Below are 22521 nucleotides of genomic sequence, written 5' to 3' on the forward strand. Positions count from 1 at the left end.
TAGTGAATAAATGATTAAATAATTTTATCACTTATTGAAAATTATGCGCTAGTAATATATATTAAGTATTAACAGAATTGAAAATAGAAAAAGTGTCAATAATTATATTAGGAGGTGAAATAAGGATGTTAAAGAAGATATTAAGAGGATTATTTACTATTGCAGGTTTTACATTTGGGTATTTAATAGGTGAGGAAATTCTTACTTCAAACATCAGTCAATTACAGTATCTTCATGGGAATCCTATAAAAGGAGCGTTATTTTTAATTTTATGTGTTTTATTATCTGGACTTATATTATATTTAGTATCTCCTTGGATTATTTTTGTCATTATAAAGGTTATGGACTATGTTGAAAAAAATATTCAAAGGTTACCGGCTAATGAGGTTTTAATTGGTACAGTAGGTGCTATTTTAGGTCTGGCTATTTCAGCATTATTTGTAAATTTATTAGCTCGGTTACCCGTAGTAGGTGTAGTACTAGCTGTAGTTATAGCCGTAGTTATGGCGGCATTAGGAGCTAATATAGCTTTAAGAAAAAGAGAAGATATAATGACCTTATTTGCAAATTTAAAGAGAACTGGAGGTTCATCAACAAAGGAAAAAAAACATAAAGGACATAAAGCGGAACCAAAGGTTTTAGATACTTCTGTTATTATAGATGGAAGAATATTTGATATATGCCAAACAGGGTTTATAGAGGGAAGTTTGATAATACCAAATTTTGTATTAGAAGAGCTTAGACATATAGCTGATTCATCAGATGGATTGAAAAGAAATAGGGGCAGAAGAGGATTAGATATATTAAATAAAATTCAAAAAGAATTAAATATAGATGTACAGATATATGAAAAAGATTTTCCAGATATAGCGGAAGTTGATAGTAAACTTTTAAAACTTGCCCAAGTATTAAGTGGTAAGGTTATAACTAATGATTACAATTTAAATAAGGTAGCTGAATTTCAAGGAGTACCTGTACTTAATATTAATGAATTGGCCAATGCTGTTAAGCCTGTAGTTTTACCAGGAGAGGAAATGAATATTCAAATAATCAAGGATGGAAAAGAATCGGGACAAGGGATTGCATATTTAGATGATGGAACAATGATTGTAGTTGAAGGTGGTAGGAGACATATAGGCGAAATAGTTGATGTAATTGTAACGTCTGTATTACAGACTGCAGCAGGTAGAATGATATTTGCAAGGCAAAAAAATGCTAATGAGTAAACCTGTAATATTAAGAGGAGATATATATGAATAAAAATTATGCTATCATTGTTGCTGCAGGCAAGGGTAGCAGAATGAAAGCAGATATTAATAAGCAATTTATAAATATTAAAGATAAGCCTATTTTATACTATACTTTAAAAGCTTTTGATAACCATAAAGATATAGAGGCAATAATATTAGTAGCGGCAAAAAATGAAATAGAATATTGCAAGGAAAATATAGTAGACAAATATGGAATAAAGAAAGTGATTACTATAGTAGAAGGGGGAAAAAATAGACAGGAGTCTGTATTTAATGGATTAAAGGCTGTTGAAAATTGTGATATAATTTTAATTCATGATGGTGCAAGACCCTTTGTTAGTAAAAAAATAATATCAGATGGAATAAACTATGCAAAAATATATGGAGCTTGTGCTTGTGGAGTTAAGCCTAAGGATACTATAAAAGTTAAGAGTAATGACGGATTTTCTATAGAAACTTTAGATAGGAATAGACTAATTAATATACAAACTCCACAATGTTTTAAATATGAATTAATTTATAGCTGCCACAGTAATATTATAAGAAAACATATAGAGTCTACAGATGATACGACGGTGGTAGAATATTTTGGGCATAGAGTATATATATATAATGGTGAATATGAAAATATTAAAATAACAACTCCAGAGGATTTATTTTTAGCTACAAAACTTATAGATAATAGATAAAAAATACTTTATAATCTTGACAGTATTTTAAATCTTAATATAGTATATATATAGTTAAAATTTTATAGATAGCTATGATAAAGAATAGTAAAAGCAATTTTACAGAGAGAAAATTCTATGGTGAAAGATTTTCAACTGCTTTGAACCCACTTTGGAGCTGTAGGAAAAACCTACCGGCGTAGACCGTTATTTGAAATAAGCACAAAATTAGGTGGTACCGCGAGAAAACTCGCCCTAAATTATTAGGGCGAGTTTTATTTATATTATTTTAAGAAAAATGTAATTTAATATAATTAAGATTTGTAAGGAGGAAAACATCTATGAAATTATCTAATATGTTAATAAGTACATTAAGAGAAACACCAGCAGAGGCGGAAATAGTGAGTCATCAATTAATGTTAAGATCAGGTATGATGAGAAAAATGGCATCGGGTATTTACAATTTTATGCCTTTAGGGTTAAGAGTTATAAAGAAAATTGAAGATATAGTAAGGGATGAAATGAATAAAGCTGGAGCTCAAGAGTTTTTAGCATCGGCTGTTATACCAGCAGAGTTATGGAAAGAGTCTGGAAGATGGGACGTATTTGGACCAGAGATGTTTAAATTAAAGGATCGAAATGAAAGAGAATTTTGTTTAGGACCAACACATGAAGAGGTATTTACTGATATAGCTAGAAATGAAATAAAATCTTACAAGCAATTACCTTTGAATCTATATCAAATACAAACTAAATATAGGGATGAAAGAAGAGCAAGATTTGGGGTTATGAGATCAAGAGAATTTATAATGAAGGATGCTTATAGTTTTGATAAAAATCAGGAAGGATTAGATACTACATATAATAAAATGTACGAAGCTTATCATAATATATTTAAAAGGTGCGGATTAGAGTGTAAATGTGTAGAGGCTGACTCAGGGGCTATGGGGGGGTCAGGATCAGCAGAGTTTATGGTTAAATCAGAGATAGGTGAGGATGAGATAGTATTTTGTACATCTTGTGATTATGCGGCAAATGTTGAAAAAGCTCCTGCTGCAGTTGAAAAACAAGCGGAAGAAGAAAAGTTAGAATTAGAAAAGGTGTCAACACCAGATGTAAGAACTATTGAGGAATTAATAAACTTTTTCAATATAGCCCCAGAAAAATTTGCTAAAACTCTTATATATAAAGCTGATGATAAAACTATAGCAGTTGTGGTAAGAGGGGATAGAGAAGTAAATGAAGTAAAAGTAATAAATAGTTTGGGTGGAGTAGTAAGTTTTGAGATGGCTAGTGCATTTTTAGTTAAAAGTGTGACTTCTGCGGAAGTTGGATTTGCAGGACCAATAGGAATAAAAACGGATTTATTATTTGTTGATGAAGAAGTAGCTAATATGTATAATTTTATTATAGGAGCTAATGAAACAGGTTATCATTATAAAAATGTTAACTATGGAAGAGATTTTGAAGGCCGAATTGGTGATTTTAGAAAAGTTGTTGAGGGGGATACATGTCCTAAGTGTAAAAAACAGTTAACAATAGCAAGAGGAATAGAGGTAGGGCACATATTTAAACTAGGTACTAAATACTCAAAAGCCATGAATGGCGTATTTTTAGATGAAAATGGTGAATCTAAGCCACTTATAATGGGATGTTATGGAATAGGTATCAATAGAACAATGGCTACTGTAATTGAACAAAATCATGATGAGAATGGCATTATATGGCCACTAGCAATAGCACCTTATCAAGTAATAATCGTACCTGCTGTAATGAAAAATGAACAACAGGTAGAAATTGCAAAGGATATTTATAGTAAATTAGATAACATGGGTGTAGAAGTTTTGTTAGATGATAGAAATGAAAGAACAGGGGTAAAATTTAAAGATGCGGATTTAATAGGAATACCTATGAGAATTACAGTGGGGAAGAAAGTAAACGAGGGAAAAGTAGAATTTAAATTAAGAAATTCATCAGATATAGAAAATATAGATATAAATGAAATTTATAATAGAATAAAGAAGGAATTTATAGAAAATAATTTAAAACTATAGTAGGGTAAAATAATTTTATATCAAGGGGATTGAAAATATGGAGATGAATTTAAGCTTAAAAATTATTGAAAAGGCACAAGAAAATATAAAGGATGTTATTAGAAGGACTCCTTTATTTTATTCAGGAACATTTTCAAGGGAAAGCGACAATAATATATACTTAAAGTGTGAAAATAAACAAAAGACTGGAGCTTTTAAATTAAGAGGGGCATATAATAAAATAGTAAATTTATCAGAGGAAGAGAGAAAAAAAGGTGTTATAGCATCTTCAGCAGGTAATCATGCACAAGGGGTAGCTTTAGCTGCTACTAAAATGGGGATAAAGTCAACTATAGTAATGCCAGTTACGGCACCCCAAGCCAAAGTTCATGCTACAAAAGGATATGGAGCTGAGGTGATACAATATGGGGAAGTTTACGATGAGTGTTATTCTAAAGCTTTAGAGGTTCAAAATGAAACTGGAGCTACATTTATACATCCATTTAATGATGAAGATGTTATTGCAGGGCAAGGAACAATAGCTCTTGAAATATTAGAGGATTTACCTAATGTGGATGCTATAGTAGTTCCAATAGGCGGTGGAGGACTTATATCCGGTATTGCTTTGGCGGCTAAATTATCTAAACCTGATATAAAAATTATAGGAGTTCAACCATCTATAATAGCTTCATCTAAGGCATCACTAGAAAAAGATAAAGTAGTGACTTTACCTGGGGTTAAATCTTTAGCAGATGGAATATCTGTAAGTACTCCTGGGTCATTAACATTTCAATACATGAGAAAGTATGTAGATCAGATAGTGACAGTTTCAGAAGATGAAATAGCTTATGGGATATTTTGTTTAATGGAGAGAGGGAAACTTATAGCTGAGGGAGCTGGAGCTTCAACTATTGCAGCTATTTTAAGTGGAAAAATAAATTTGAAAGATAAAAATATAGTAGCCGTAGTAAGTGGAGGAAATATAGATATAGCATCTGTGTCCAAAATTATAGATAGACAGCTTATAATCTTAAGAAGAAGAATAAGGTTTGTTGTTGAATTACAAGACAAAGTAGGACAATTAGGTCAAATAGTTACAAATGTAGTGTCTATGGGAGCCAATGTTGTAAAGGTAAGACAGGATACTAATTGGAATGAAAAAGGATTAGATTATGCGAATGTTTTATTTGAGATAGAAGTTCAAACAAGGCAACATGCAAATCAAGTTATAGATACTTTAAGAAAAAAAGGATATAATTTAGAAATAGTAGGTTGATAAGAAGGAGGCTAATACATGAAAGTTTTTAATACTTTAACTAGAAAAAAGGAAGAATTTATCCCATTAAAAGAAAATGAAGTTAGTATGTATGTGTGTGGTCCAACTGTGTATAATTTTTTCCATATTGGGAATGGAAGAACGTTTATAGTATTTGATACTGTTAGAAGATATTTAGAATATAGAGGATATAAAGTTACTTTTATACAAAATTTTACAGATATAGATGATAAGATGATAAAAAAGGCAAATGAAGAGAAAATTACAGTAAAGCAGCTTGGAGATAGATTTATTGAGGAATATTACAAAGATGCTGACGCATTAAATATAGAAAGAGCTTCTACAAATCCGAGGGCTACTGAATTTATAGAGGAAATAGTAAATTTTGTAAAAGACCTTATAGATAAAGGATATGCATATGAGGTAGATGGAGATGTGTATTTTGAGACAAAGAAATTTAATAATTATGGTAAGCTTTCAGGACAAAATTTAGAAGATTTGCAGGCGGGGGCAAGAATAAACATAGATGAAAGAAAAAAGGATCCTATGGATTTTGCCATATGGAAAAAGCAGAAACCAGGTGAACCAGCATGGGAAAGTCCGTGGGGTATGGGAAGACCAGGATGGCATATAGAATGTTCTTGCATGGCACATAAACTTTTAGGGGAAACAATTGACATACATGCAGGCGGATATGATTTGATTTTTCCACATCATGAAAATGAGATTGCTCAAAGTGAATGTAGAACAGGGAAAGCTTTTTCAAAATATTGGATGCACTCTGCTTTCTTAAATATAAATAACCAGAAGATGTCAAAATCTCTTAATAACTTCTTTACGGCAAGGGAAGTACTAGAAGAATTTGAGCCCGATGTAGTAAGATTATTTATGTTATCTGGACACTATAGAACTCAATTAAATTTCAGTAAAGAACTACTTGAATCTGCAAAATCTGGTTTGGAGAGATTGTACAATGCCATAGGAAATTTAGAAAATCTTATGGAAGAAGTAAAAAAAGATAAAATTATGGAAAAGGAAAAACAATATTTAAAACATCTAGAGGGATATAAAGATAAATATATAGAAAAAATGGATGATGATTTCAATACAGCGGATGCTATAGCTGTTATATATGATATGGTAAGAGATATAAATAGTAATATAGATGGAAAATCATCAAAAGAACTAATTAAATTTTCGTTAGACTTAATTAGAGAATTAGGGAAGCCTTTAGGCATACTACAAAAGTCTATTAAACAAGAATTAGATGGGGAAATAGAAAAGCTAGTAGAAGAAAGACAACAGGCAAGAAGGAATAAAAATTGGGCTTTAGCGGATAAAATTAGAGATGATTTAAAGTCTAGAGGAATAGTTCTTGAGGATACATCACAGGGTGTTAGATGGAAGCAGATTGAACAATAAAGTTTTAAATATTGGATTGGAGAATATTAATGGAAATTGATTTACTAAAAGGGAAATTCAATATGCAAGATGCAAATGCATTGAATCCACTGGTATTAGCCTTTGTAGGAGATGCTGTATATGAAGTTTTTGTTAGAACATTTTTAGTGTCTAACAATAGAGAAAGGTGTGTGCATAAACTTCACAAGAATGCAGTAGAGTTTGTAAAGGCACATGCCCAAAGTGAATTTATGAAGAATATACAACAGTACCTAAATGAAAAAGAAGTATCTATATATAAAAGAGGCAGAAATGCAAAATCAGGTACTGTTCCCAAAAATGCTAATGTTCAGGAGTATAGAATGGCTACCGGTTTTGAAGCGGTAATTGGATTTTTATACTTGACAGAAGAGACAGAGAGATTAAACTATATATTTAAAAAAATAGTAGAAATATATGATAAACAGGAGGTAAAAGATGAGTTTAAAAGTTAAATTATTAGAATACACACCAAACCCAGAAAAAGTTATAGCATCTGCTGCAAAATTATGTTATAGCCCTGTAGGAATAGATGAAATTCAAGAGGGTTTAGATGAAGAAAGAGTAAATAAATTTTTAAACACTCTTATGTCTTATGGGCATGAATCGCCTATAGAGCATGTAAGTTTTACATTTGCTGCAGAAGGAGTATCTAGAAGTTTAACCCACCAATTAGTTAGACATAGAATAGCTTCTTACTCTCAGCAAAGTCAAAGATATGTTAAGTTAGATCAATTTCAGTATGTTATGCCTCCTGCCATTTATGAAGATGAAAAAGCTAAAAAGTTATTTATTAAAGCTATGAATGATAGTCAAGAAAGTTATAATATTTTAGTAAATATGCTTAATAAAAAATATTTAAATGAGGGTATGACTAAAAATTCAGCAGAAAAGAAAGCTATAGAAGATGCTAGATATGTATTCCCTAATGCTTGCGAAACAAAAATAGTTTATACTATGAATGCAAGAAGTTTGATGAACTTTTTTAGGCATAGATGTTGTAGTAGAGCACAGTGGGAAATAAGACAGTTAGCAGATGAAATGCTAAAAGAAGTAAGAAAAGTTGCTCCAATTTTATTTAAATATACTGGTCCATCCTGTGTAAATGGAGATTGTCCAGAGGGAAGAATGAGTTGTGGTAAAATAAATGAAATGAAAGAAAAATATAGATAAAAAAATAATAAACGAGGTTTTAACATGAAGGAAAATATTATAGAAGGTAGAAATGCAGTGACGGAAGCACTTCGTTCAGATAGAACTATAGAACAAGTATTAGTAGCTAAAGGTGACGTTAAGGGCTCAATAAATGTGATTTTTGCATTGGCAAGGGAAAAGGGTATTGTAGTAAAAGAAGTTGATAGAAAAAAATTAGATCAACTATCAGAAAGTGGGAATCATCAAGGTGTTATAGCATATGTAACTCCCTACAATTATGTTGAAGTGGAAGATATACTTAAATATGCTAAGGGGAAAAATGAAGACCCTTTTATCGTAATTTTAGATGAGTTAGAGGATCCTCATAATTTTGGAGCTATTATACGAACTGCAGAAATATGTGGAGTACATGGTATAGTAATTCCTAAAAGAAGAAATGTGGGAGTAACTCCAACAGTATACAAATCTTCTGCGGGTGCTATTGAGTATATGAAAATTGCTAAAGTTTCAAATATAAATTCTGCAATAGATGATTTGAAAAAAAGAGGATTGTGGGTATATGGTGCAGATATGTGCACAGATAGTTATTGTTATGAATCCGATCTTACAGGTCCTATTGTATTAGTAATAGGTAGTGAAGGAAGAGGAATATCAAAACTTACCAAGGAAAAATGTGATGTAATTGTTAAAATACCTATGATAGGGCAGATAACATCTTTAAATGCATCTGTTGCAGGTGGAATACTTATGTATGAAATATTAAAACAAAGGATATGTAGAGGTAAAAAGTGAGACACATATTCATTGATGGCTATAACGTTGTAAATAGTTGGCCTGAATTGAGTGAAATTAAGAATTATAGTTTGGAATCTTCAAGACAAAAACTTATAGAGGTTTTACAAAATTATGCCTCTTATAAGGGATATAAAATTTTTCTTGTATTTGATGCTCATATGGTGCCTAAAAGTATGGAGAAAAGGGAAAGATATGGTGATAGTTTAGTTGTTATTTTTACAAAGGAAGGAGAAACAGCGGATAGTTTTATTGAAAGAAAAGTGAATAATTCTGGAAGGAAAATGGAAATATGCGTTGTTACTTCTGACGCATTGGAACAACAATTAGTTTTTCAAAGAGGGGCCATAAGAATGTCCTCTCTGGAATTTTATTATGAGGTAATTTCCACAAATCAAAGAATAAATACAAAAATAGAAAAAAATGAAGTGAAAAAGAGAAATACAATTGAGGATAGAATAACAGGTGAAATTTTGGAAAAACTTGAAAAAATTCGCAAAAGTAACTGAAATACCTTGACTATGAAAATGATTGTAGAGTATAATTTAACTTGTAGCATAGATATTTAGGGGGGAATATTGTGGGAAAAGGGGTTAATCAGCAAGAAATAACGCAAGAAGTTTCCTTTAAAAACATGTTAGATGAAGAAGTGGTGATAGAGGCTAAAAAAGGAAATGTTAGGGCACAGGAATATTTGATAAGTAAGTATGAAAATTTTGTTAAATCAAAGGCGAAATCCTATTTTTTAATAGGGGCAGATAAAGAGGATATATATCAAGAGGGAATGATTGGTTTATATAAAGCCATAAGAGATTTTAAAGCTGACAAATTATCTTCATTTAAGGCCTTTGCTGAATTGTGTGTAACTAGACAAATAATAACAGCTATAAAAACTGCTACAAGGCAAAAACATATACCTTTAAATACTTATGTTTCACTAAATAAACCTATATATGATGAAGAATCTGATAGAACATTGATGGATGTTTTGTCAGAGGCTAAAGTGGCTGATCCAGAAGAACTAATAATTAGTAGAGAGGAAATGGGACATATACAAAATGAAATAGGAGAGGTACTATCTAATTTAGAAATGGAAGTACTTATGTCGTACATAGATGGAAAGTCTTATCAAGAAATTGCTTGTGATTTAGATAGGCATGCTAAATCGATAGATAATGCTCTTCAGAGAGTAAAAAGAAAGCTTGAAAAATGTTTGAATATAAAATGAATTAAATATTGACAAAAAGGTACTATTGTATTAAAATTAGTAATCGGTATACACTGATTCAATTTTATGGGCGGGAGTAGTTCAGTGGTAGAACACTAGCTTCCCAAGCTAGTTGCCGCGGGTTCGATCCCCGTTTCCCGCTCCAGTATATGAAAAATTGCCCATATAGCTCAGTAGGCAGAGCGTCACCTTGGTAAGGTGGAGGTCACCGGTTCGATCCCGGTTATGGGCTCCAAAATTATATATATAATAATTACAACACACCAGGGTAAGTTTACTTACGTAATATGTATAAATAAAGGAGGAAACAAAAATGTCAAAAGAAAAGTTTGAAAGAAGTAAGCCACACGTAAATATAGGAACAATAGGACACGTAGACCATGGTAAGACAACATTAACAGCAGCAATCACAACAGTATTAGCAAACAAAGGATTTGCAGAAGCATTTAAATATGACCAGATAGATAAAGCACCAGAGGAAAAAGAAAGAGGAATCACAATCAACACATCACACGTAGAATATGAAACAGACAACAGACACTACGCACACGTTGACTGCCCAGGACATGCTGACTACGTAAAGAACATGATCACAGGAGCAGCGCAGATGGATGGAGCTATCTTAGTAGTAAGTGCAGCAGATGGTCCAATGCCACAGACAAGAGAACATATATTACTAGCATCAAGAGTTGGAGTTGAGCATATAGTAGTGTTCTTAAATAAAGCAGATATGGTAGATGATCCAGAACTAATCGAATTAGTAGAAATGGAAGTAAGAGAGCTATTAAATGAATATGGATTTCCAGGAGATGATGCTCCAATAATAGTAGGATCAGCATTAAAAGCATTAGAAAACCCAACAGATCCAGAATCAATAAAATGCATAGATGACTTAATGGCAGAAGTAGATACCTACATACCAACACCAGAAAGAGCAACTGATAAACCATTCTTAATGCCAGTAGAAGATATCTTCACAATAACAGGAAGAGGAACAGTTGCAACAGGAAGAGTGGAAAGAGGTATCCTAAAAGTAGGAGACGAAGTAGAAATAGTTGGATTAAGTGATGAAAACAAGAAGACTGTAATCACAGGAGTAGAAATGTTCAGAAAGCTTCTTGACCAGGCAATGGCAGGAGATAATATCGGAGCATTATTAAGAGGAGTACAGAGAGATGACATCGAAAGAGGTCAAGTACTAGCAGCAATAGGATCAGTACATCCACATAAGAAATTTGTAGGTCAAGTATATGTATTAAAGAAAGAAGAAGGTGGAAGACATACACCATTCTTTAACGGATACAGACCACAGTTCTACTTCAGAACAACAGACGTTACAGGTTCAATCAAATTACCAGATGGAGTAGAAATGGTAATGCCTGGAGATCACATTGACATGGATGTAGAATTAATCACTTCAATTGCAATGGATGAAGGATTAAGATTTGCAATCAGAGAAGGTGGAAGAACAGTAGGTTCAGGAGTTGTTACTACAATAAAAGAATAATAATATCTTAAATTAGGACTGGGTTTCTAGACCTAGTCCTTTTAAGGATTTTAAAAATATAAAAACATAGAAATATAAAACATTGACATATAAAATGAATTATGTTAAATTATTTAAGTAATGCTTAAATTAAAATAGAGTATCTCCCTGCGTTTTATATAAATACCAGGATAAGTACCAGGAGGTGTAAACAATGAGAGTAAAAGTTACATTAGCTTGTACTGAATGTAAGCAAAGAAATTACGATTCAATGAAAAACAAGAAAAATGATCCAGATAGATTAGAAATGAGAAAATATTGTAAATTCTGCCGTAAGCATACTATTCACAAAGAAACAAAATAGGTTTAATACATAGAGGCATTATTATATTCCGGGGATGTGAAAAAAATGAGTGCAGAACCAAAAATGAAAAAAAATAATAAGGTAGCTCCAGAAAAAAGAGGAGTTATCCAATTCTTCAAAGGTATAAAAAGTGAGATTAAAAGAATTACTTGGGCCTCTAAGACGGATGTTAAAAAGGCAATAGCTACTGTGTTTACATTTTGTTTAGTGTATATGGTGGCTATAGGGATAATAGACTTTGGATTTAACAAAATATCTACAATGTTATTAAAATAAAATGTTAAAGGAGGTAGGGGGTCGAGATAGGATTCCCGTCCCTTAGAATATGGCAGAGAGAACTAGATGGTATGTTGTTCATACGTATTCTGGTTATGAAAATAAGGTGAAGGCAAATCTTGAAAAGACTATAGAAAATAGAAACCTTCATGACTGGATATGTGATGTTCAGGTTCCCATGGAAGAACAGGTTGAAGTAAAAGATGGGAAAAAGAAAGTAACACTTAAAAAAATATTTCCAGGTTATGTTCTTGTAAAGATGGTTATGACTGACGACTCATGGTATGTAGTAAGAAATACTAGGGGAGTTACTGGATTTGTTGGTCCAGGATCAAAACCAGTTCCATTAACTGATGAGGAAGTTATGTCTATGGGTATAGTTGATAAACCAATAGATATGGATATTGAAATAGGTGAAAGTGTAAAAGTTGTTTCAGGTCCATTAGAAAATTTCCCAGCGGTTATACAAGAGATTAACGTTGAAAGACAAAAGATTAAAGTGCTAGTTAACATGTTTGGCAGGGAAACACCTGTTGAACTTGATTTTAATCAGATAGAAAAGCTAGACTAAGCAAAAGACAAAAAAGTCTTAAATAAGTGGGAGGATTCTAATCCGTATTACCACATTATAGGAGGTGTAATTTATGGCTAAAAAAGTTACAGGAATGATAAAACTTCAACTTCCTGCAGGAAAAGCAACTCCAGCACCACCAGTAGGACCTGCATTAGGTCAGCATGGTGTAAATATTATGGCATTCTGTAAAGAATTTAATGCTAAGACTGCTAATCAGGCTGGATTAATAATACCAGTTGTAATTACAGTTTATCAGGACAGATCTTTCAGTTTTATACTAAAGACTCCACCAGCAGCAGTTCTTATAAAGAAGGCAGCTGGAATAGAAAGTGGTTCTGGTGTTCCAAACAAAACAAAAGTTGCTAAATTAACTAAAGATCAGTTGAAGCAAATAGCTGAAACTAAGATGCCAGACTTAAATGCTGCATCAATTGAAGCTGCTATGAGAATGGTGGCTGGTACAGCAAGAAGCATGGGCGTAACTGTAGAAGAATAGTTACATGTTTAAAATGGTGGGAGGTAAAAACCGCTAAAACCACAAAGGAGGAACAGTATGGGAAAGAATTATATTGAAAGTTCAAAATTAGTTGATAAGAACGCTTTATATACACCATCAGAAACAATGGATCTTGTTGTAAAGACTTCTAAAGCTAAATTTGATGAAACTATAGAATTAGCTGTTAGACTTGGAGTAGATCCAAGACATGCAGATCAGCAGGTAAGAGGAGCAATTGTACTTCCTCATGGAACTGGTAAAACAGTTAAAGTTTTAGTATTCGCAAAAGGCGAAAAGGCTAAAGAGGCAGAAGAAGCAGGAGCAGATTACGTTGGTGCTGAAGAATACATGGAAAAAATTCAAAAAGAAAATTGGTTTGATTTTGATGTAGTTGTTGCTACCCCTGATATGATGGGATTAGTAGGTAGACTAGGTAGAGTGTTAGGACCTAAGGGTTTGATGCCAAATCCAAAATCAGGCACTGTTACATTTGATGTAGCTAAAGCTTTATCAGATATTAAAGCTGGTAAAGTTGAATACAGAGTTGATAAAACTTCTATAATCCATGTTCCAATGGGTAAAAAATCATTTGGCTGTGAAAAATTAGCTGATAACTTTCACACTTTAATGGAAGCGATAGTAAAGGCTAAACCAGCAGCTGCTAAAGGACAGTATATTAAGTCAGTATCTGTTTCAAGCACAATGGGACCTGGAATAAAAGTTAACCCAACAAAAGTATTAGAATAGTATTGACATAATTAAAAAAGTTTGATATTATTTTAAAGGTTGAATAAGTAAATATACCGTAGACAGTAGGTGCGTAAGCGTAACGGGCAACCAACCTACCGAGGGTTCCAATATATAACGAGATATATTTGGTTTCTCCACGTCTACGGAGAAACCTTTAATTATATACAGTAAAACTGTGAGGAGGTGGACACACAGTGAATAACAATAGACAGATAAAAGAAGCAAAAGTAGCTGAAATAAAAGAAAAAATGGAAAAAGCTCAAGGTATTATATTAGCTCAGTATCAGGGATTAACAGTTGAAGAGGATACTGAATTAAGAACAAAACTTAGAGAAGCAGGAGTAGAATATAAGGTATATAAAAATACTTTAAGTATTCTAGCAGCTAAAGAATTAGGATATGTTGGATTAGAAGAATTCTTAACAGGACCTATTTCAATAGCTTTTGGATACGATGATCCAACTGCACCAGCTAGAGTTCTTAATGATTTTGCAAAAAATCATAAGAAACTAGAATTAAAAGGTGGAATAGTTCAAGGTGAATTATTTGATGCAGAAAAGACAAAGCAGCTTGCTGCAATACCACCAAAAGATGTACTTATTGCAAAATTACTTGGAAGCTTCAAAGCTCCATTGTCAAATCTTGCATACTTATTGAATGCTATAAAAGAAAAGAAAGAATCAGAAGAAGTTTAATATTATTAGGAAGAAAAAATTTGGAGGTGCTTAATAATGACTAGAGAAGATATAATTCAAGCTATAAAAGAAATGAGCGTTTTAGAATTAAATGAATTAGTAGAAGCATGTGAAGAAGAATTTGGTGTAAGTGCAGCAGCACCAGTTGCTGCAGCAGGAGCAGCAGGAGCAGCAGGAGCTGTAGAAGAAAAGAGTGAATTTGATGTGGTACTAGCAAGTGCTGGATCAGAGAAGATAAAAGTTATAAAGGCTGTTAGAGAAATCACTGGATTAGGACTTAAAGAAGCTAAAGGAATAGTTGATGGAGCTCCTAAGACATTAAAAGAAGGAGTTGCTAAAGAAGAAGCTGAAGCTATGAAAGCTAAATTAGCAGAAGTTGGAGCAACTGTAGAATTAAAATAGTTTTAATGACATAAGAAGAGGTACTTTTTTAAGTGCCTCTTTTTTAAATAAAAGCTATTATGTACATAATCATTATTGACAAGAGTAAGTTGTTATGGTAATATAGTAAATTGCATTGATTATATAAACATAATATAGTATAATAAATTTTATTTCATAAAGGTGAATTTATTATACAAAAGTGGATATACTAATATGATGCAATATGTTAATCCAGAGACACCAGGGAGTGTTTTTGGTTATTTTTAGTTTATGCAAGGGGTGAAAGTTAATGGTACATCCTGTCCAGGTTGGTAAAAGAACTAGAATGAGCTTTTCTAAACTTAAAGAAGTCGGTGATATGCCTAATTTAATTGAAGTACAATTAGATTCTTATCAGTGGTTTTTAAAGGAAGGTTTGCAGGAAGTTTTCGATGATATTAATCCAATACAAGATTATACTGGTAACTTAAATCTAGAATTTATAGGTTATAAGTTAGACATGGATAATATCAAATATTTAGTTGAAGAGTGCAAGGAAAGAGATTCAACTTATGCAGCACCTTTAAAGGTAAGCGTTAGACTTATAAATAAGGAAACAGGAGAAGTTAAAGAACAGGAAGTGTTCATGGGAGATTTTCCGCTTATGACAGAGCAGGGAACTTTCATTATAAATGGAGCTGAAAGAGTAATTGTAAGCCAGCTTGTTAGATCTCCAGGTGTATATTATAATATGGCCTTAGATAAAACAGGTAAACAATTATTTTCATCCACTGTTATACCTAACAGAGGAGCTTGGCTTGAGTATGAAACGGATTCAAATGATATTATATATGTAAGAATAGACAAGACTAGAAAATTGCCTATTTCTATTCTTATAAGAGCATTAGGATATGGTACAGACGCAGAAATATTAGATTTATTTAGTGAAGATGAAAGATTGAAGGCAACAATTGAAAAAGATAATACAAAAACAAAAGAAGAAGCTTTACTAGAAATATATAAAAGATTAAGACCAGGTGAACCACCTACTGTTGATAGTGCTATTGCACTTATTGAATCTTTATTTTTTGATGCAAAGAGATATGATCTTTCTAGAGTTGGAAGATATAAGTTCAATAAAAAATTGGCACTAAATTTAAGAATAGCAAATCAAATTGCACATGAGGACGTAATAAACCCAGAAACTGGGGAAATATTAGTTGAAAAGGGCGAAAAAATAGAGAGAGAAAAGGCTATTGAGATACAGAACTCTGGAATTAATGCAGTTGATATAGAGGTAGAAGATAAAGTAGTCAGAGTAATAGGCAACCATTTTGTAGATATACATAAATTTTTAGATTTTAATATAGAGGAATTAAATATTAAAGAGCTTGTTCATTACCCAGTGTTAAGAGAAATTCTTGATAACTATAGTGATGAAGATAGTATTAAAGATCAAATAAAAAAGAATATTCATAGGTTAATACCTAAACATATTATTAGAGATGATATCTATGCAACAATAAGTTATGAATTAGGGTTACCATATGCAATAGGGTATATTGATGACATAGATCATTTAGGAAATAGAAGATTAAGATCTGTAGGAGAACTTCTACAGAACCAGTTTAGAATTGGTCTTTCAAGAATGGAAAGAGTAGTAAAAGAAAGAATGACTATTCAAGATCAGGATTCTATTACTCCTCAGGCTTTAATAAATATAAGGCCAGTTGCGGCTTCTATAAAAGAATTCTTTGGAAGTTCACAGCTTTCACAGTTCATGGATCAGACAAATCCGTTATCAGAATTAACACATAAGAGAAGATTATCCGCGTTAGGACCAGGTGGACTTTCAAGAGAAAGAGCTGGATTTGAAGTTAGAGACGTTCATTATTCTCATTATGGAAGAATGTGTCCTATAGAAACACCTGAAGGACCCAATATAGGGCTTATAAATTCGCTTGCTACTTATGCAAGAGTTAATGAATATGGTTTTATAGAGGCACCTTATAGAAAGATTGACAAAAAAGAAGGAAGGGTTACTAGTAATATTATATATATGACTGCTGATGAAGAGGATCAGTATTTAGTAGCTCAGGCTAATGAACCACTTGATGAGAATGGTTATTTTGTGGACGATAAAATAATAGTAAGGGATAAGGAAGATGTATTAGTAGTTCCAAAGTCAGAAGTTGATTTTATGGATGTATCTCCAAGACAGATAGTTTCTGTAGCTACTGCCATGATACCATTCCTTGAAAATGATGATGCCAGCCGTGCTCTTATGGGATCAAACATGCAACGTCAAGCGGTGCCATTATTAAAAGCTCAGGCACCAATTGTAGGAACTGGTATAGAGTTTAAAGCGGCTGTAGATTCAGGGGTTCTCCCTAAGGCGAAGAATCCAGGAACAGTAGTATATGTAAGCGCCAATGAGGTTAAGGTAAAAAGAGATTCTGATGGAGGCTTGGATACATACAGACTTCTTAAATTTAAAAGATCCAACCAAGGTACATGTATAAATCAAAGACCTATTGTTAGTAAGGGTGATAAAGTTGATAAGGGCACAGTTCTTGCAGATGGACCTTCAACTGATTTAGGAGAAATAGCTTTAGGTAAAAATATAAGAATAGGATTTATAACTTGGGAAGGATATAACTATGAGGATGCTATGCTTATATCAGAAGAACTTGTAAGAGAAGATGTATTTACATCCATCCACATAGAAGAGTATGAAGCTGAAGCAAGAGATACTAAGCTTGGCCCAGAAGAAATAACAAGAGATATACCAAATGTTGGTGAAGATGCTCTTAAAGATATAGATGAAAGAGGAATAATTAGAATAGGTGCAGAGGTAAGATCAGGAGATATACTAGTTGGTAAAGTAACACCAAAGGGAGAAACTGAACTTACTGCTGAAGAAAGATTATTAAGAGCTATTTTCGGGGAAAAGGCCAGAGAAGTTAGAGATACATCACTAAGGGTTCCTCATGGAGAAGCAGGAATAATTGTTGATGTTAAAATATTTACAAGAGAAAACGGTGATGAACTTCCACCAGGAGTTAACAAGCTAGTAAGATGTTATATAGCTCAGAAGAGAAAAATATCCGTTGGAGATAAAATGGCAGGTAGACATGGTAATAAAGGTGTTATTTCTAGAGTGTTACCAGAAGAGGATATGCCATTCTTACCAGATGGAAGACCTCTTCAAATATGTTTAAATCCACTAGGAGTTCCTTCACGTATGAATATAGGTCAGGTGTTAGAAGTTCACTTAGGATTAGCTGCGTCTAAATTAGGTTGGCATATAGCTACCCCTGTATTTGATGGTGCAACTGAACCAGAAATAGTTGAATGTTTAAAACAGGCAGGATATTCTGAAGATGGTAAAACTGTACTATATGATGGAAGAACAGGTCAACCTTTTGATAATAGAGTAACTGTAGGATATATGTATATATTAAAGCTTGCTCACTTAGTTGATGATAAGATTCATGCAAGATCTACAGGACCATATTCATTAGTAACTCAACAGCCATTAGGCGGTAAGGCACAATTTGGTGGTCAGAGATTCGGAGAAATGGAAGTTTGGGCACTAGAAGCTTATGGTGCGGCTCATACATTACAAGAAATACTTACAGTAAAATCTGACGATGTAGTTGGTAGAGTTAAAACTTATGAAGCTATAGTAAAAGGAGAAAACATACCAGAACCTGGAGTTCCAGAGTCGTTTAAGGTATTAATTAAAGAATTACAGGCGCTTTGTTTAGACGTAAAAGTTTTAAATGATGACAATCAAGAGATAAGACTTAAAGAGTCTGTTGAGGATGAATTAGAGGATTTAGATGTTAATATAGAAGGAACAGAAGATTACGTTCCACCTACTTCATCTGATAGCGCTGATAGTTCTGATAGCTATGTTGATGAGGAAGACAAAGAAGAAAATGTAGATGAAGAACTAGATTATGATGATTTGCCATTAGATGAATTTAAAAGTGAATTAGAACTTGATGATTTTAATGACGAACACTAATTTGAAGGGAGGATGTACCCTTGTTTGAGTTAAATAATTTTGATGCTTTACAAATAGGTTTAGCTTCACCTGAGCAGATTAGAGAGTGGTCAAGAGGAGAAGTTAAAAAGCCTGAAACTATAAATTACAGAACGTTAAAACCAGAAAGAGATGGATTATTCTGTGAAAGAATATTTGGACCAACAAAGGATTGGGAATGTCATTGTGGAAAATATAAGAGAGTAAGATATAAGGGAATAGTTTGTGATAGGTGTGGAGTAGAAGTCACTAAATCAAAGGTAAGACGTGAGAGAATGGGGCATATTGAACTTGCAGCCCCTGTATCTCATATATGGTATTTTAAAGGAATACCATCCCGTATGGGGCTTATACTAGATATGTCTCCTAGATCTTTAGAAAAAGTATTATATTTTGCTTCATATATAGTACTTGATCCTAAAGAAACTCCTTTATTAAAAAAACAGTTATTAAACGAAAAAGAATATAGAGAAGCTGTTGATAAATATGGTGAAGAGAGTTTCTCCGCTGGTATGGGTGCTGAATCAATAAAAGAACTTTTAAGGGGAATCGATTTAGAACAATTATCCAAAGAGTTAAAAGAAGGATTAAAGACCAGTACCGGTCAGAAGAAGGTAAGAATAATAAGAAGACTTGAGGTTGTAGAATCATTTAGAAAGTCAGGAAACAGACCTGACTGGATGATTATAGATGTAATCCCAGTAATCCCACCAGATTTAAGACCTATGGTTCAACTAGATGGTGGAAGATTTGCAACATCTGACTTAAATGATTTATACAGAAGAGTTATAAATAGAAATAATAGATTAAAAAAATTATTAGACTTAGGTGCACCAGACATTATAGTTAGAAATGAAAAGAGAATGCTTCAGGAAGCTGTAGACGCACTTATTGATAATGGTAGAAGAGGAAGACCCGTAACAGGACCAGGAAATAGACCTTTAAAATCGTTATCAGATATGTTAAAAGGTAAGCAAGGAAGATTTAGACAAAACTTACTTGGAAAGCGTGTAGACTACTCTGGACGTTCAGTTATAGTTGTTGGTCCTGAACTTAAAATGTATCAATGTGGTTTACCTAAGGAAATGGCACTAGAGTTATTTAAACCATTTGTAATGAAGAAATTAGTAGAAGGTGGTTTAGCACATAACATTAAAAGTGCGAAGAGAATGGTTGAAAGAGTTCAGCCACAAGTATGGGATGTATTAGAGGAAGTAATTTCAGATCATCCTGTATTATTAAACCGTGCTCCTACTCTACATAGATTAGGAATTCAGGCTTTCCAACCTGTATTAGTGGAAGGAAGGGCCATAAAGCTTCATCCATTAGCTTGTACTGCGTATAATGCAGACTTTGATGGTGACCAGATGGCAGTCCACGTTCCATTATCAGTTGAAGCCCAAGCGGAAGCAAGATTTTTAATGCTTGCAGCACATAATATATTAAAACCTTCAGATGGTAAACCAGTAGTAGTACCGACTCAGGATATGGTATTGGGTTCATACTATTTAACAATAGACAAAAATGGTGTAGAAGGAGAAGGAAGAGTCTTTTCATCACCAGATGAGGCTATAATGGCTTATCAAATAGGCGATATAAACATTCATGCTAAAATAAAGGTTAAATTAGAAAAGGAAAAAGATGGCGAGATAATATTTGGAATAATAGAAACTACTCCTGGTAAATTAATGTTTAATGAGTCCATTCCTCAGGATTTAGGATTTGTTGATAGAAGTAGACCAGAGAATGAGTTCAAGTTAGAAGTAGATTTTCTTGTAAATAAATCATCTTTAGGAAAAATAATTAATAAATGCTATATGAAGCATGGCCCAACAAAAACTTCAATTATGTTAGATAAAATAAAGGCAAAGGGATATCATTATTCGAGTATAGGAGCTATAACAGTTTCAACTTCGGATATGGTAGTACCAGAAGCTAAACAAACATTATTAGCAGAAGCTGATGAGGCTGTTAATAAGATTGAAAAGATGTATAGAAGAGGCTTTATATCAGAAGATGAGAGATATGAAAGAGTAATAGAAAAATGGACTAAAACTACAGATGATATTGCAGATGCTTTAATGGATAACTTGGATAATTTTAATCCAATATTTATGATGGCTGATTCTGGAGCCAGAGGTTCTAAAAGTCAGATTAAACAGTTAGCTGGTATGAGAGGACTTATGGCAAATCCATCAGGTAGAATTATAGAAATGCCTATAAGAGCATCCTTCAGAGAGGGGCTTGATGTTTTAGAATACTTTATTTCTACACATGGAGCTAGAAAAGGTAATGCAGATACAGCCTTGAAAACAGCTGACTCAGGGTATTTAACAAGAAGACTTGTTGATGTAAGCCAGGATGTTATAGTAAGAGAAGAAGATTGTGGAACTACTGAAGGATTTGAAGTATCCGAAATAAGAGAAGGTAATGAAATAATAGAAAGCTTAGCAGAAAGACTTAGCGGAAGATATCCAGCTGAAGATATAATAAGTCCTTTAACTGGTGAATTATTAGTTGCTAAGAATGAATATATAGATCCAAAATTAGCTGAAACTATTGAAGAGTCTGGGATAAAGAAGATTAAAATAAGGTCAGTGTTTACATGCAGATCTAAACATGGTGTATGCTCAAAGTGTTATGGAATGAACATGGCTACAGCTGAAAAAATCAATATAGGAGAATCTGTAGGAATTGTAGCAGCTCAGAGTATAGGAGAGCCTGGAACACAGCTTACAATGAGAACATTCCATACAGGTGGTGTTGCTGGATCAGATATAACTCAAGGTCTTCCAAGAGTTGAGGAATTGTTTGAGGCAAGAAAACCTAAAGGATTAGCTATAGTTTCTGAAATATCAGGTACAACTAGATTAGAAGAAACTAAAAAGAAGAGAATTGTTAATGTTACAAGTGATTCAGGAGAAGAAGTAAGTTATGATATACCATTTGGTTCAAGACTTAAAGTTTCAAATGGAGATGTAATAGAAGCTGGAGATGAAATAACAGAAGGGTCAATTAACCCTCACGACATAATAAGAATAAAAGGTGTTAAAGGAGTTAAAAACTATCTTTTATCTGAAGTTCAAAAAGTTTATAGGTTGCAGGGTGTTGATATAAATGATAAACATCTAGAGGTAGTAATCAGACAGATGACAAGAAAAGTTAAGATAGAGGATTCTGGAGATACTGAACTATTACCAGGTACTATGATAGATATTTTCGACTTTGAAGAAGAAAATAATAGAGTAGAAGCTTTAGGTGGAGAAACAGCTAAAGGAAGAATAGCCTTACTTGGTATTACAAAAGCAGCATTGGCTACAGAATCATTTTTATCTGCAGCATCATTCCAGGAAACAACTAGAGTGTTAACTGATGCGGCAATTAAAGGAAAAGTTGATCCATTATTAGGATTAAAAGAAAATGTTATAATTGGTAAATTAATTCCCGCAGGTACTGGAATGACAAGATATAGGTCTATAAAAATTAATACAGAAGATGAAGTTAAAATAGATAATGTTGACAGTGAGGGCACAGAATTAGCAAATGAAGTTCATGCTTAATTTTAAATTTATTGACAGGATAGATTTAAGGTGATAAAATACTTCTGTGTGTTTGTACAATGAG

The 22521-nt window shown here is 32.9% G+C and carries 20 protein-coding genes, 2 tRNA genes and 2 other annotated features; all 22 genes read left to right on the forward strand.

Translation table 11 applies throughout. From position 1 onward, the window contains the following. Positions 1 to 125: 125 nt before the first annotated feature. The 22 genes from EJL03_RS10290 (at position 126) to rpoC (ending at position 22457) form a co-directional block, all read left to right on the forward strand. Positions 126 to 1226 (forward strand): PIN/TRAM domain-containing protein, encoded by a 1101-nt coding sequence (locus EJL03_RS10290; RefSeq protein ID WP_125153898.1) that lies wholly within the window; start codon positions 126 to 128, stop codon positions 1224 to 1226. A 26-nt stretch (positions 1227 to 1252) separates the two neighbouring features. After that, positions 1253 to 1939 carry a 2-C-methyl-D-erythritol 4-phosphate cytidylyltransferase gene (ispD, locus tag EJL03_RS10295; RefSeq protein ID WP_125153899.1) on the forward strand — a complete coding sequence of 229 codons (687 nt, stop codon included), beginning with the start codon at positions 1253 to 1255 and terminating at the stop codon, positions 1937 to 1939. Between the two features lie 65 nt (positions 1940 to 2004). Further along, positions 2005 to 2179: a binding site (T-box leader), on the forward strand. An 80-nt stretch (positions 2180 to 2259) separates the two neighbouring features. Continuing rightward, positions 2260 to 3972: a proline--tRNA ligase gene (locus EJL03_RS10300; RefSeq protein WP_125153900.1), complete on the forward strand. Its 1713-nt coding sequence runs from the start codon at positions 2260 to 2262 to the stop codon at positions 3970 to 3972. A gap of 43 nt (positions 3973 to 4015) precedes the next feature. Further along, positions 4016 to 5227: a threonine ammonia-lyase gene (ilvA, locus tag EJL03_RS10305; RefSeq protein WP_125154075.1), complete on the forward strand. Its 1212-nt coding sequence runs from the start codon at positions 4016 to 4018 to the stop codon at positions 5225 to 5227. 18 nt (positions 5228 to 5245) lie between these two features. Then, on the forward strand, positions 5246 to 6649 hold the full coding sequence (gene cysS, locus EJL03_RS10310) for a cysteine--tRNA ligase (RefSeq protein ID WP_125153901.1): 1404 nt from the start codon (positions 5246 to 5248) through the stop codon (positions 6647 to 6649). A 29-nt stretch (positions 6650 to 6678) separates the two neighbouring features. Further along, positions 6679 to 7122, forward strand: coding sequence for a Mini-ribonuclease 3 (locus EJL03_RS10315; protein ID WP_125153902.1), 444 nt, complete (start codon positions 6679 to 6681; stop codon positions 7120 to 7122). Next, positions 7106 to 7840, forward strand: a complete 735-nt coding sequence (thyX, locus tag EJL03_RS10320) for an FAD-dependent thymidylate synthase (RefSeq protein WP_125153903.1) — start codon at positions 7106 to 7108, stop codon at positions 7838 to 7840. The genes EJL03_RS10315 and thyX overlap by 17 nt, the downstream gene beginning before the upstream one ends. A 24-nt stretch (positions 7841 to 7864) precedes the next feature. Then, positions 7865 to 8614 (forward strand): 23S rRNA (guanosine(2251)-2'-O)-methyltransferase RlmB, encoded by a 750-nt coding sequence (rlmB, locus tag EJL03_RS10325; protein ID WP_125153904.1) that lies wholly within the window; start codon positions 7865 to 7867, stop codon positions 8612 to 8614. Continuing rightward, the gene (locus tag EJL03_RS10330; RefSeq protein ID WP_125153905.1) at positions 8611 to 9123 is read left to right on the forward strand and encodes an NYN domain-containing protein; all 513 of its coding nucleotides are present in this window, start codon (positions 8611 to 8613) and stop codon (positions 9121 to 9123) included. Before rlmB ends, EJL03_RS10330 begins: the two co-directional genes overlap by 4 nt. A 71-nt stretch (positions 9124 to 9194) precedes the next feature. Further along, positions 9195 to 9842, forward strand: a complete 648-nt coding sequence (gene sigH / locus EJL03_RS10335) for an RNA polymerase sporulation sigma factor SigH (RefSeq protein ID WP_423243345.1) — start codon at positions 9195 to 9197, stop codon at positions 9840 to 9842. Between the two features lie 70 nt (positions 9843 to 9912). Then, positions 9913 to 9987: transfer RNA gene (locus EJL03_RS10340), tRNA-Gly, on the forward strand. A 14-nt stretch (positions 9988 to 10001) separates the two neighbouring features. Further along, a tRNA-Thr gene (locus EJL03_RS10345) sits at positions 10002 to 10077 on the forward strand. Between the two features lie 78 nt (positions 10078 to 10155). After that, positions 10156 to 11349 (forward strand): elongation factor Tu, encoded by a 1194-nt coding sequence (gene tuf, locus EJL03_RS10350; protein ID WP_125153906.1) that lies wholly within the window; start codon positions 10156 to 10158, stop codon positions 11347 to 11349. 193 nt (positions 11350 to 11542) lie between these two features. Continuing rightward, positions 11543 to 11692: a 50S ribosomal protein L33 gene (gene rpmG, locus EJL03_RS10355; RefSeq protein ID WP_125153907.1), complete on the forward strand. Its 150-nt coding sequence runs from the start codon at positions 11543 to 11545 to the stop codon at positions 11690 to 11692. 45 nt (positions 11693 to 11737) lie between these two features. Then, entirely contained in the window at positions 11738 to 11968 is a 231-nt protein-coding gene (gene secE / locus EJL03_RS10360; RefSeq protein ID WP_164509065.1) for a preprotein translocase subunit SecE, read from the forward strand. A 49-nt stretch (positions 11969 to 12017) separates the two neighbouring features. Further along, positions 12018 to 12539 (forward strand): transcription termination/antitermination protein NusG, encoded by a 522-nt coding sequence (nusG, locus tag EJL03_RS10365; RefSeq protein ID WP_125153908.1) that lies wholly within the window; start codon positions 12018 to 12020, stop codon positions 12537 to 12539. Between the two features lie 73 nt (positions 12540 to 12612). Next, positions 12613 to 13038: a 50S ribosomal protein L11 gene (gene rplK / locus EJL03_RS10370; protein ID WP_125153909.1), complete on the forward strand. Its 426-nt coding sequence runs from the start codon at positions 12613 to 12615 to the stop codon at positions 13036 to 13038. A gap of 57 nt (positions 13039 to 13095) precedes the next feature. After that, complete coding sequence (rplA, locus tag EJL03_RS10375; RefSeq protein ID WP_125153910.1) at positions 13096 to 13785, forward strand: 50S ribosomal protein L1; 690 nt, start codon at positions 13096 to 13098, stop codon at positions 13783 to 13785. A gap of 38 nt (positions 13786 to 13823) precedes the next feature. Next, positions 13824 to 13956, forward strand: a sequence feature (ribosomal protein L10 leader region). A gap of 26 nt (positions 13957 to 13982) precedes the next feature. After that, positions 13983 to 14483, forward strand: coding sequence for a 50S ribosomal protein L10 (rplJ, locus tag EJL03_RS10380; RefSeq protein ID WP_125153911.1), 501 nt, complete (start codon positions 13983 to 13985; stop codon positions 14481 to 14483). Positions 14484 to 14519: 36 nt separating this feature from the next. After that, positions 14520 to 14885 (forward strand): 50S ribosomal protein L7/L12, encoded by a 366-nt coding sequence (gene rplL, locus EJL03_RS10385; RefSeq protein WP_125153912.1) that lies wholly within the window; start codon positions 14520 to 14522, stop codon positions 14883 to 14885. Between the two features lie 271 nt (positions 14886 to 15156). Continuing rightward, entirely contained in the window at positions 15157 to 18879 is a 3723-nt protein-coding gene (rpoB, locus tag EJL03_RS10390; protein WP_125153913.1) for a DNA-directed RNA polymerase subunit beta, read from the forward strand. Between the two features lie 20 nt (positions 18880 to 18899). Continuing rightward, positions 18900 to 22457 (forward strand): DNA-directed RNA polymerase subunit beta', encoded by a 3558-nt coding sequence (rpoC, locus tag EJL03_RS10395; protein WP_125153914.1) that lies wholly within the window; start codon positions 18900 to 18902, stop codon positions 22455 to 22457. Positions 22458 to 22521 lie beyond the last annotated feature (64 nt).

Source organism: Clostridium rectalis (assembly GCF_900626095.1).
Classification (GTDB): Bacteria; Bacillota; Clostridia; order Clostridiales; family Clostridiaceae; genus Clostridium_AS; species Clostridium_AS rectalis.

Coding starts and splice junctions, on each gene's coding strand:
- tuf (WP_125153906.1), top strand. CDS start 10,156: ATGTCAAAAGAAAAGTTTGAAAGAAGTAAGCCACACGTAAATATAGGA.
- rplL (WP_125153912.1), top strand. CDS start 14,520: ATGACTAGAGAAGATATAATTCAAGCTATAAAAGAAATGAGCGTTTTA.
- ispD (WP_125153899.1), top strand. CDS start 1,253: ATGAATAAAAATTATGCTATCATTGTTGCTGCAGGCAAGGGTAGCAGA.
- cysS (WP_125153901.1), top strand. CDS start 5,246: ATGAAAGTTTTTAATACTTTAACTAGAAAAAAGGAAGAATTTATCCCA.
- secE (WP_164509065.1), top strand. CDS start 11,738: ATGAGTGCAGAACCAAAAATGAAAAAAAATAATAAGGTAGCTCCAGAA.
- EJL03_RS10300 (WP_125153900.1), top strand. CDS start 2,260: ATGAAATTATCTAATATGTTAATAAGTACATTAAGAGAAACACCAGCA.
- rplK (WP_125153909.1), top strand. CDS start 12,613: ATGGCTAAAAAAGTTACAGGAATGATAAAACTTCAACTTCCTGCAGGA.
- rpoB (WP_125153913.1), top strand. CDS start 15,157: ATGGTACATCCTGTCCAGGTTGGTAAAAGAACTAGAATGAGCTTTTCT.
- rlmB (WP_125153904.1), top strand. CDS start 7,865: ATGAAGGAAAATATTATAGAAGGTAGAAATGCAGTGACGGAAGCACTT.
- thyX (WP_125153903.1), top strand. CDS start 7,106: ATGAGTTTAAAAGTTAAATTATTAGAATACACACCAAACCCAGAAAAA.
- EJL03_RS10315 (WP_125153902.1), top strand. CDS start 6,679: ATGGAAATTGATTTACTAAAAGGGAAATTCAATATGCAAGATGCAAAT.
- EJL03_RS10290 (WP_125153898.1), top strand. CDS start 126: ATGTTAAAGAAGATATTAAGAGGATTATTTACTATTGCAGGTTTTACA.
- rpmG (WP_125153907.1), top strand. CDS start 11,543: ATGAGAGTAAAAGTTACATTAGCTTGTACTGAATGTAAGCAAAGAAAT.
- ilvA (WP_125154075.1), top strand. CDS start 4,016: ATGAATTTAAGCTTAAAAATTATTGAAAAGGCACAAGAAAATATAAAG.
- nusG (WP_125153908.1), top strand. CDS start 12,018: ATGGCAGAGAGAACTAGATGGTATGTTGTTCATACGTATTCTGGTTAT.
- rplA (WP_125153910.1), top strand. CDS start 13,096: ATGGGAAAGAATTATATTGAAAGTTCAAAATTAGTTGATAAGAACGCT.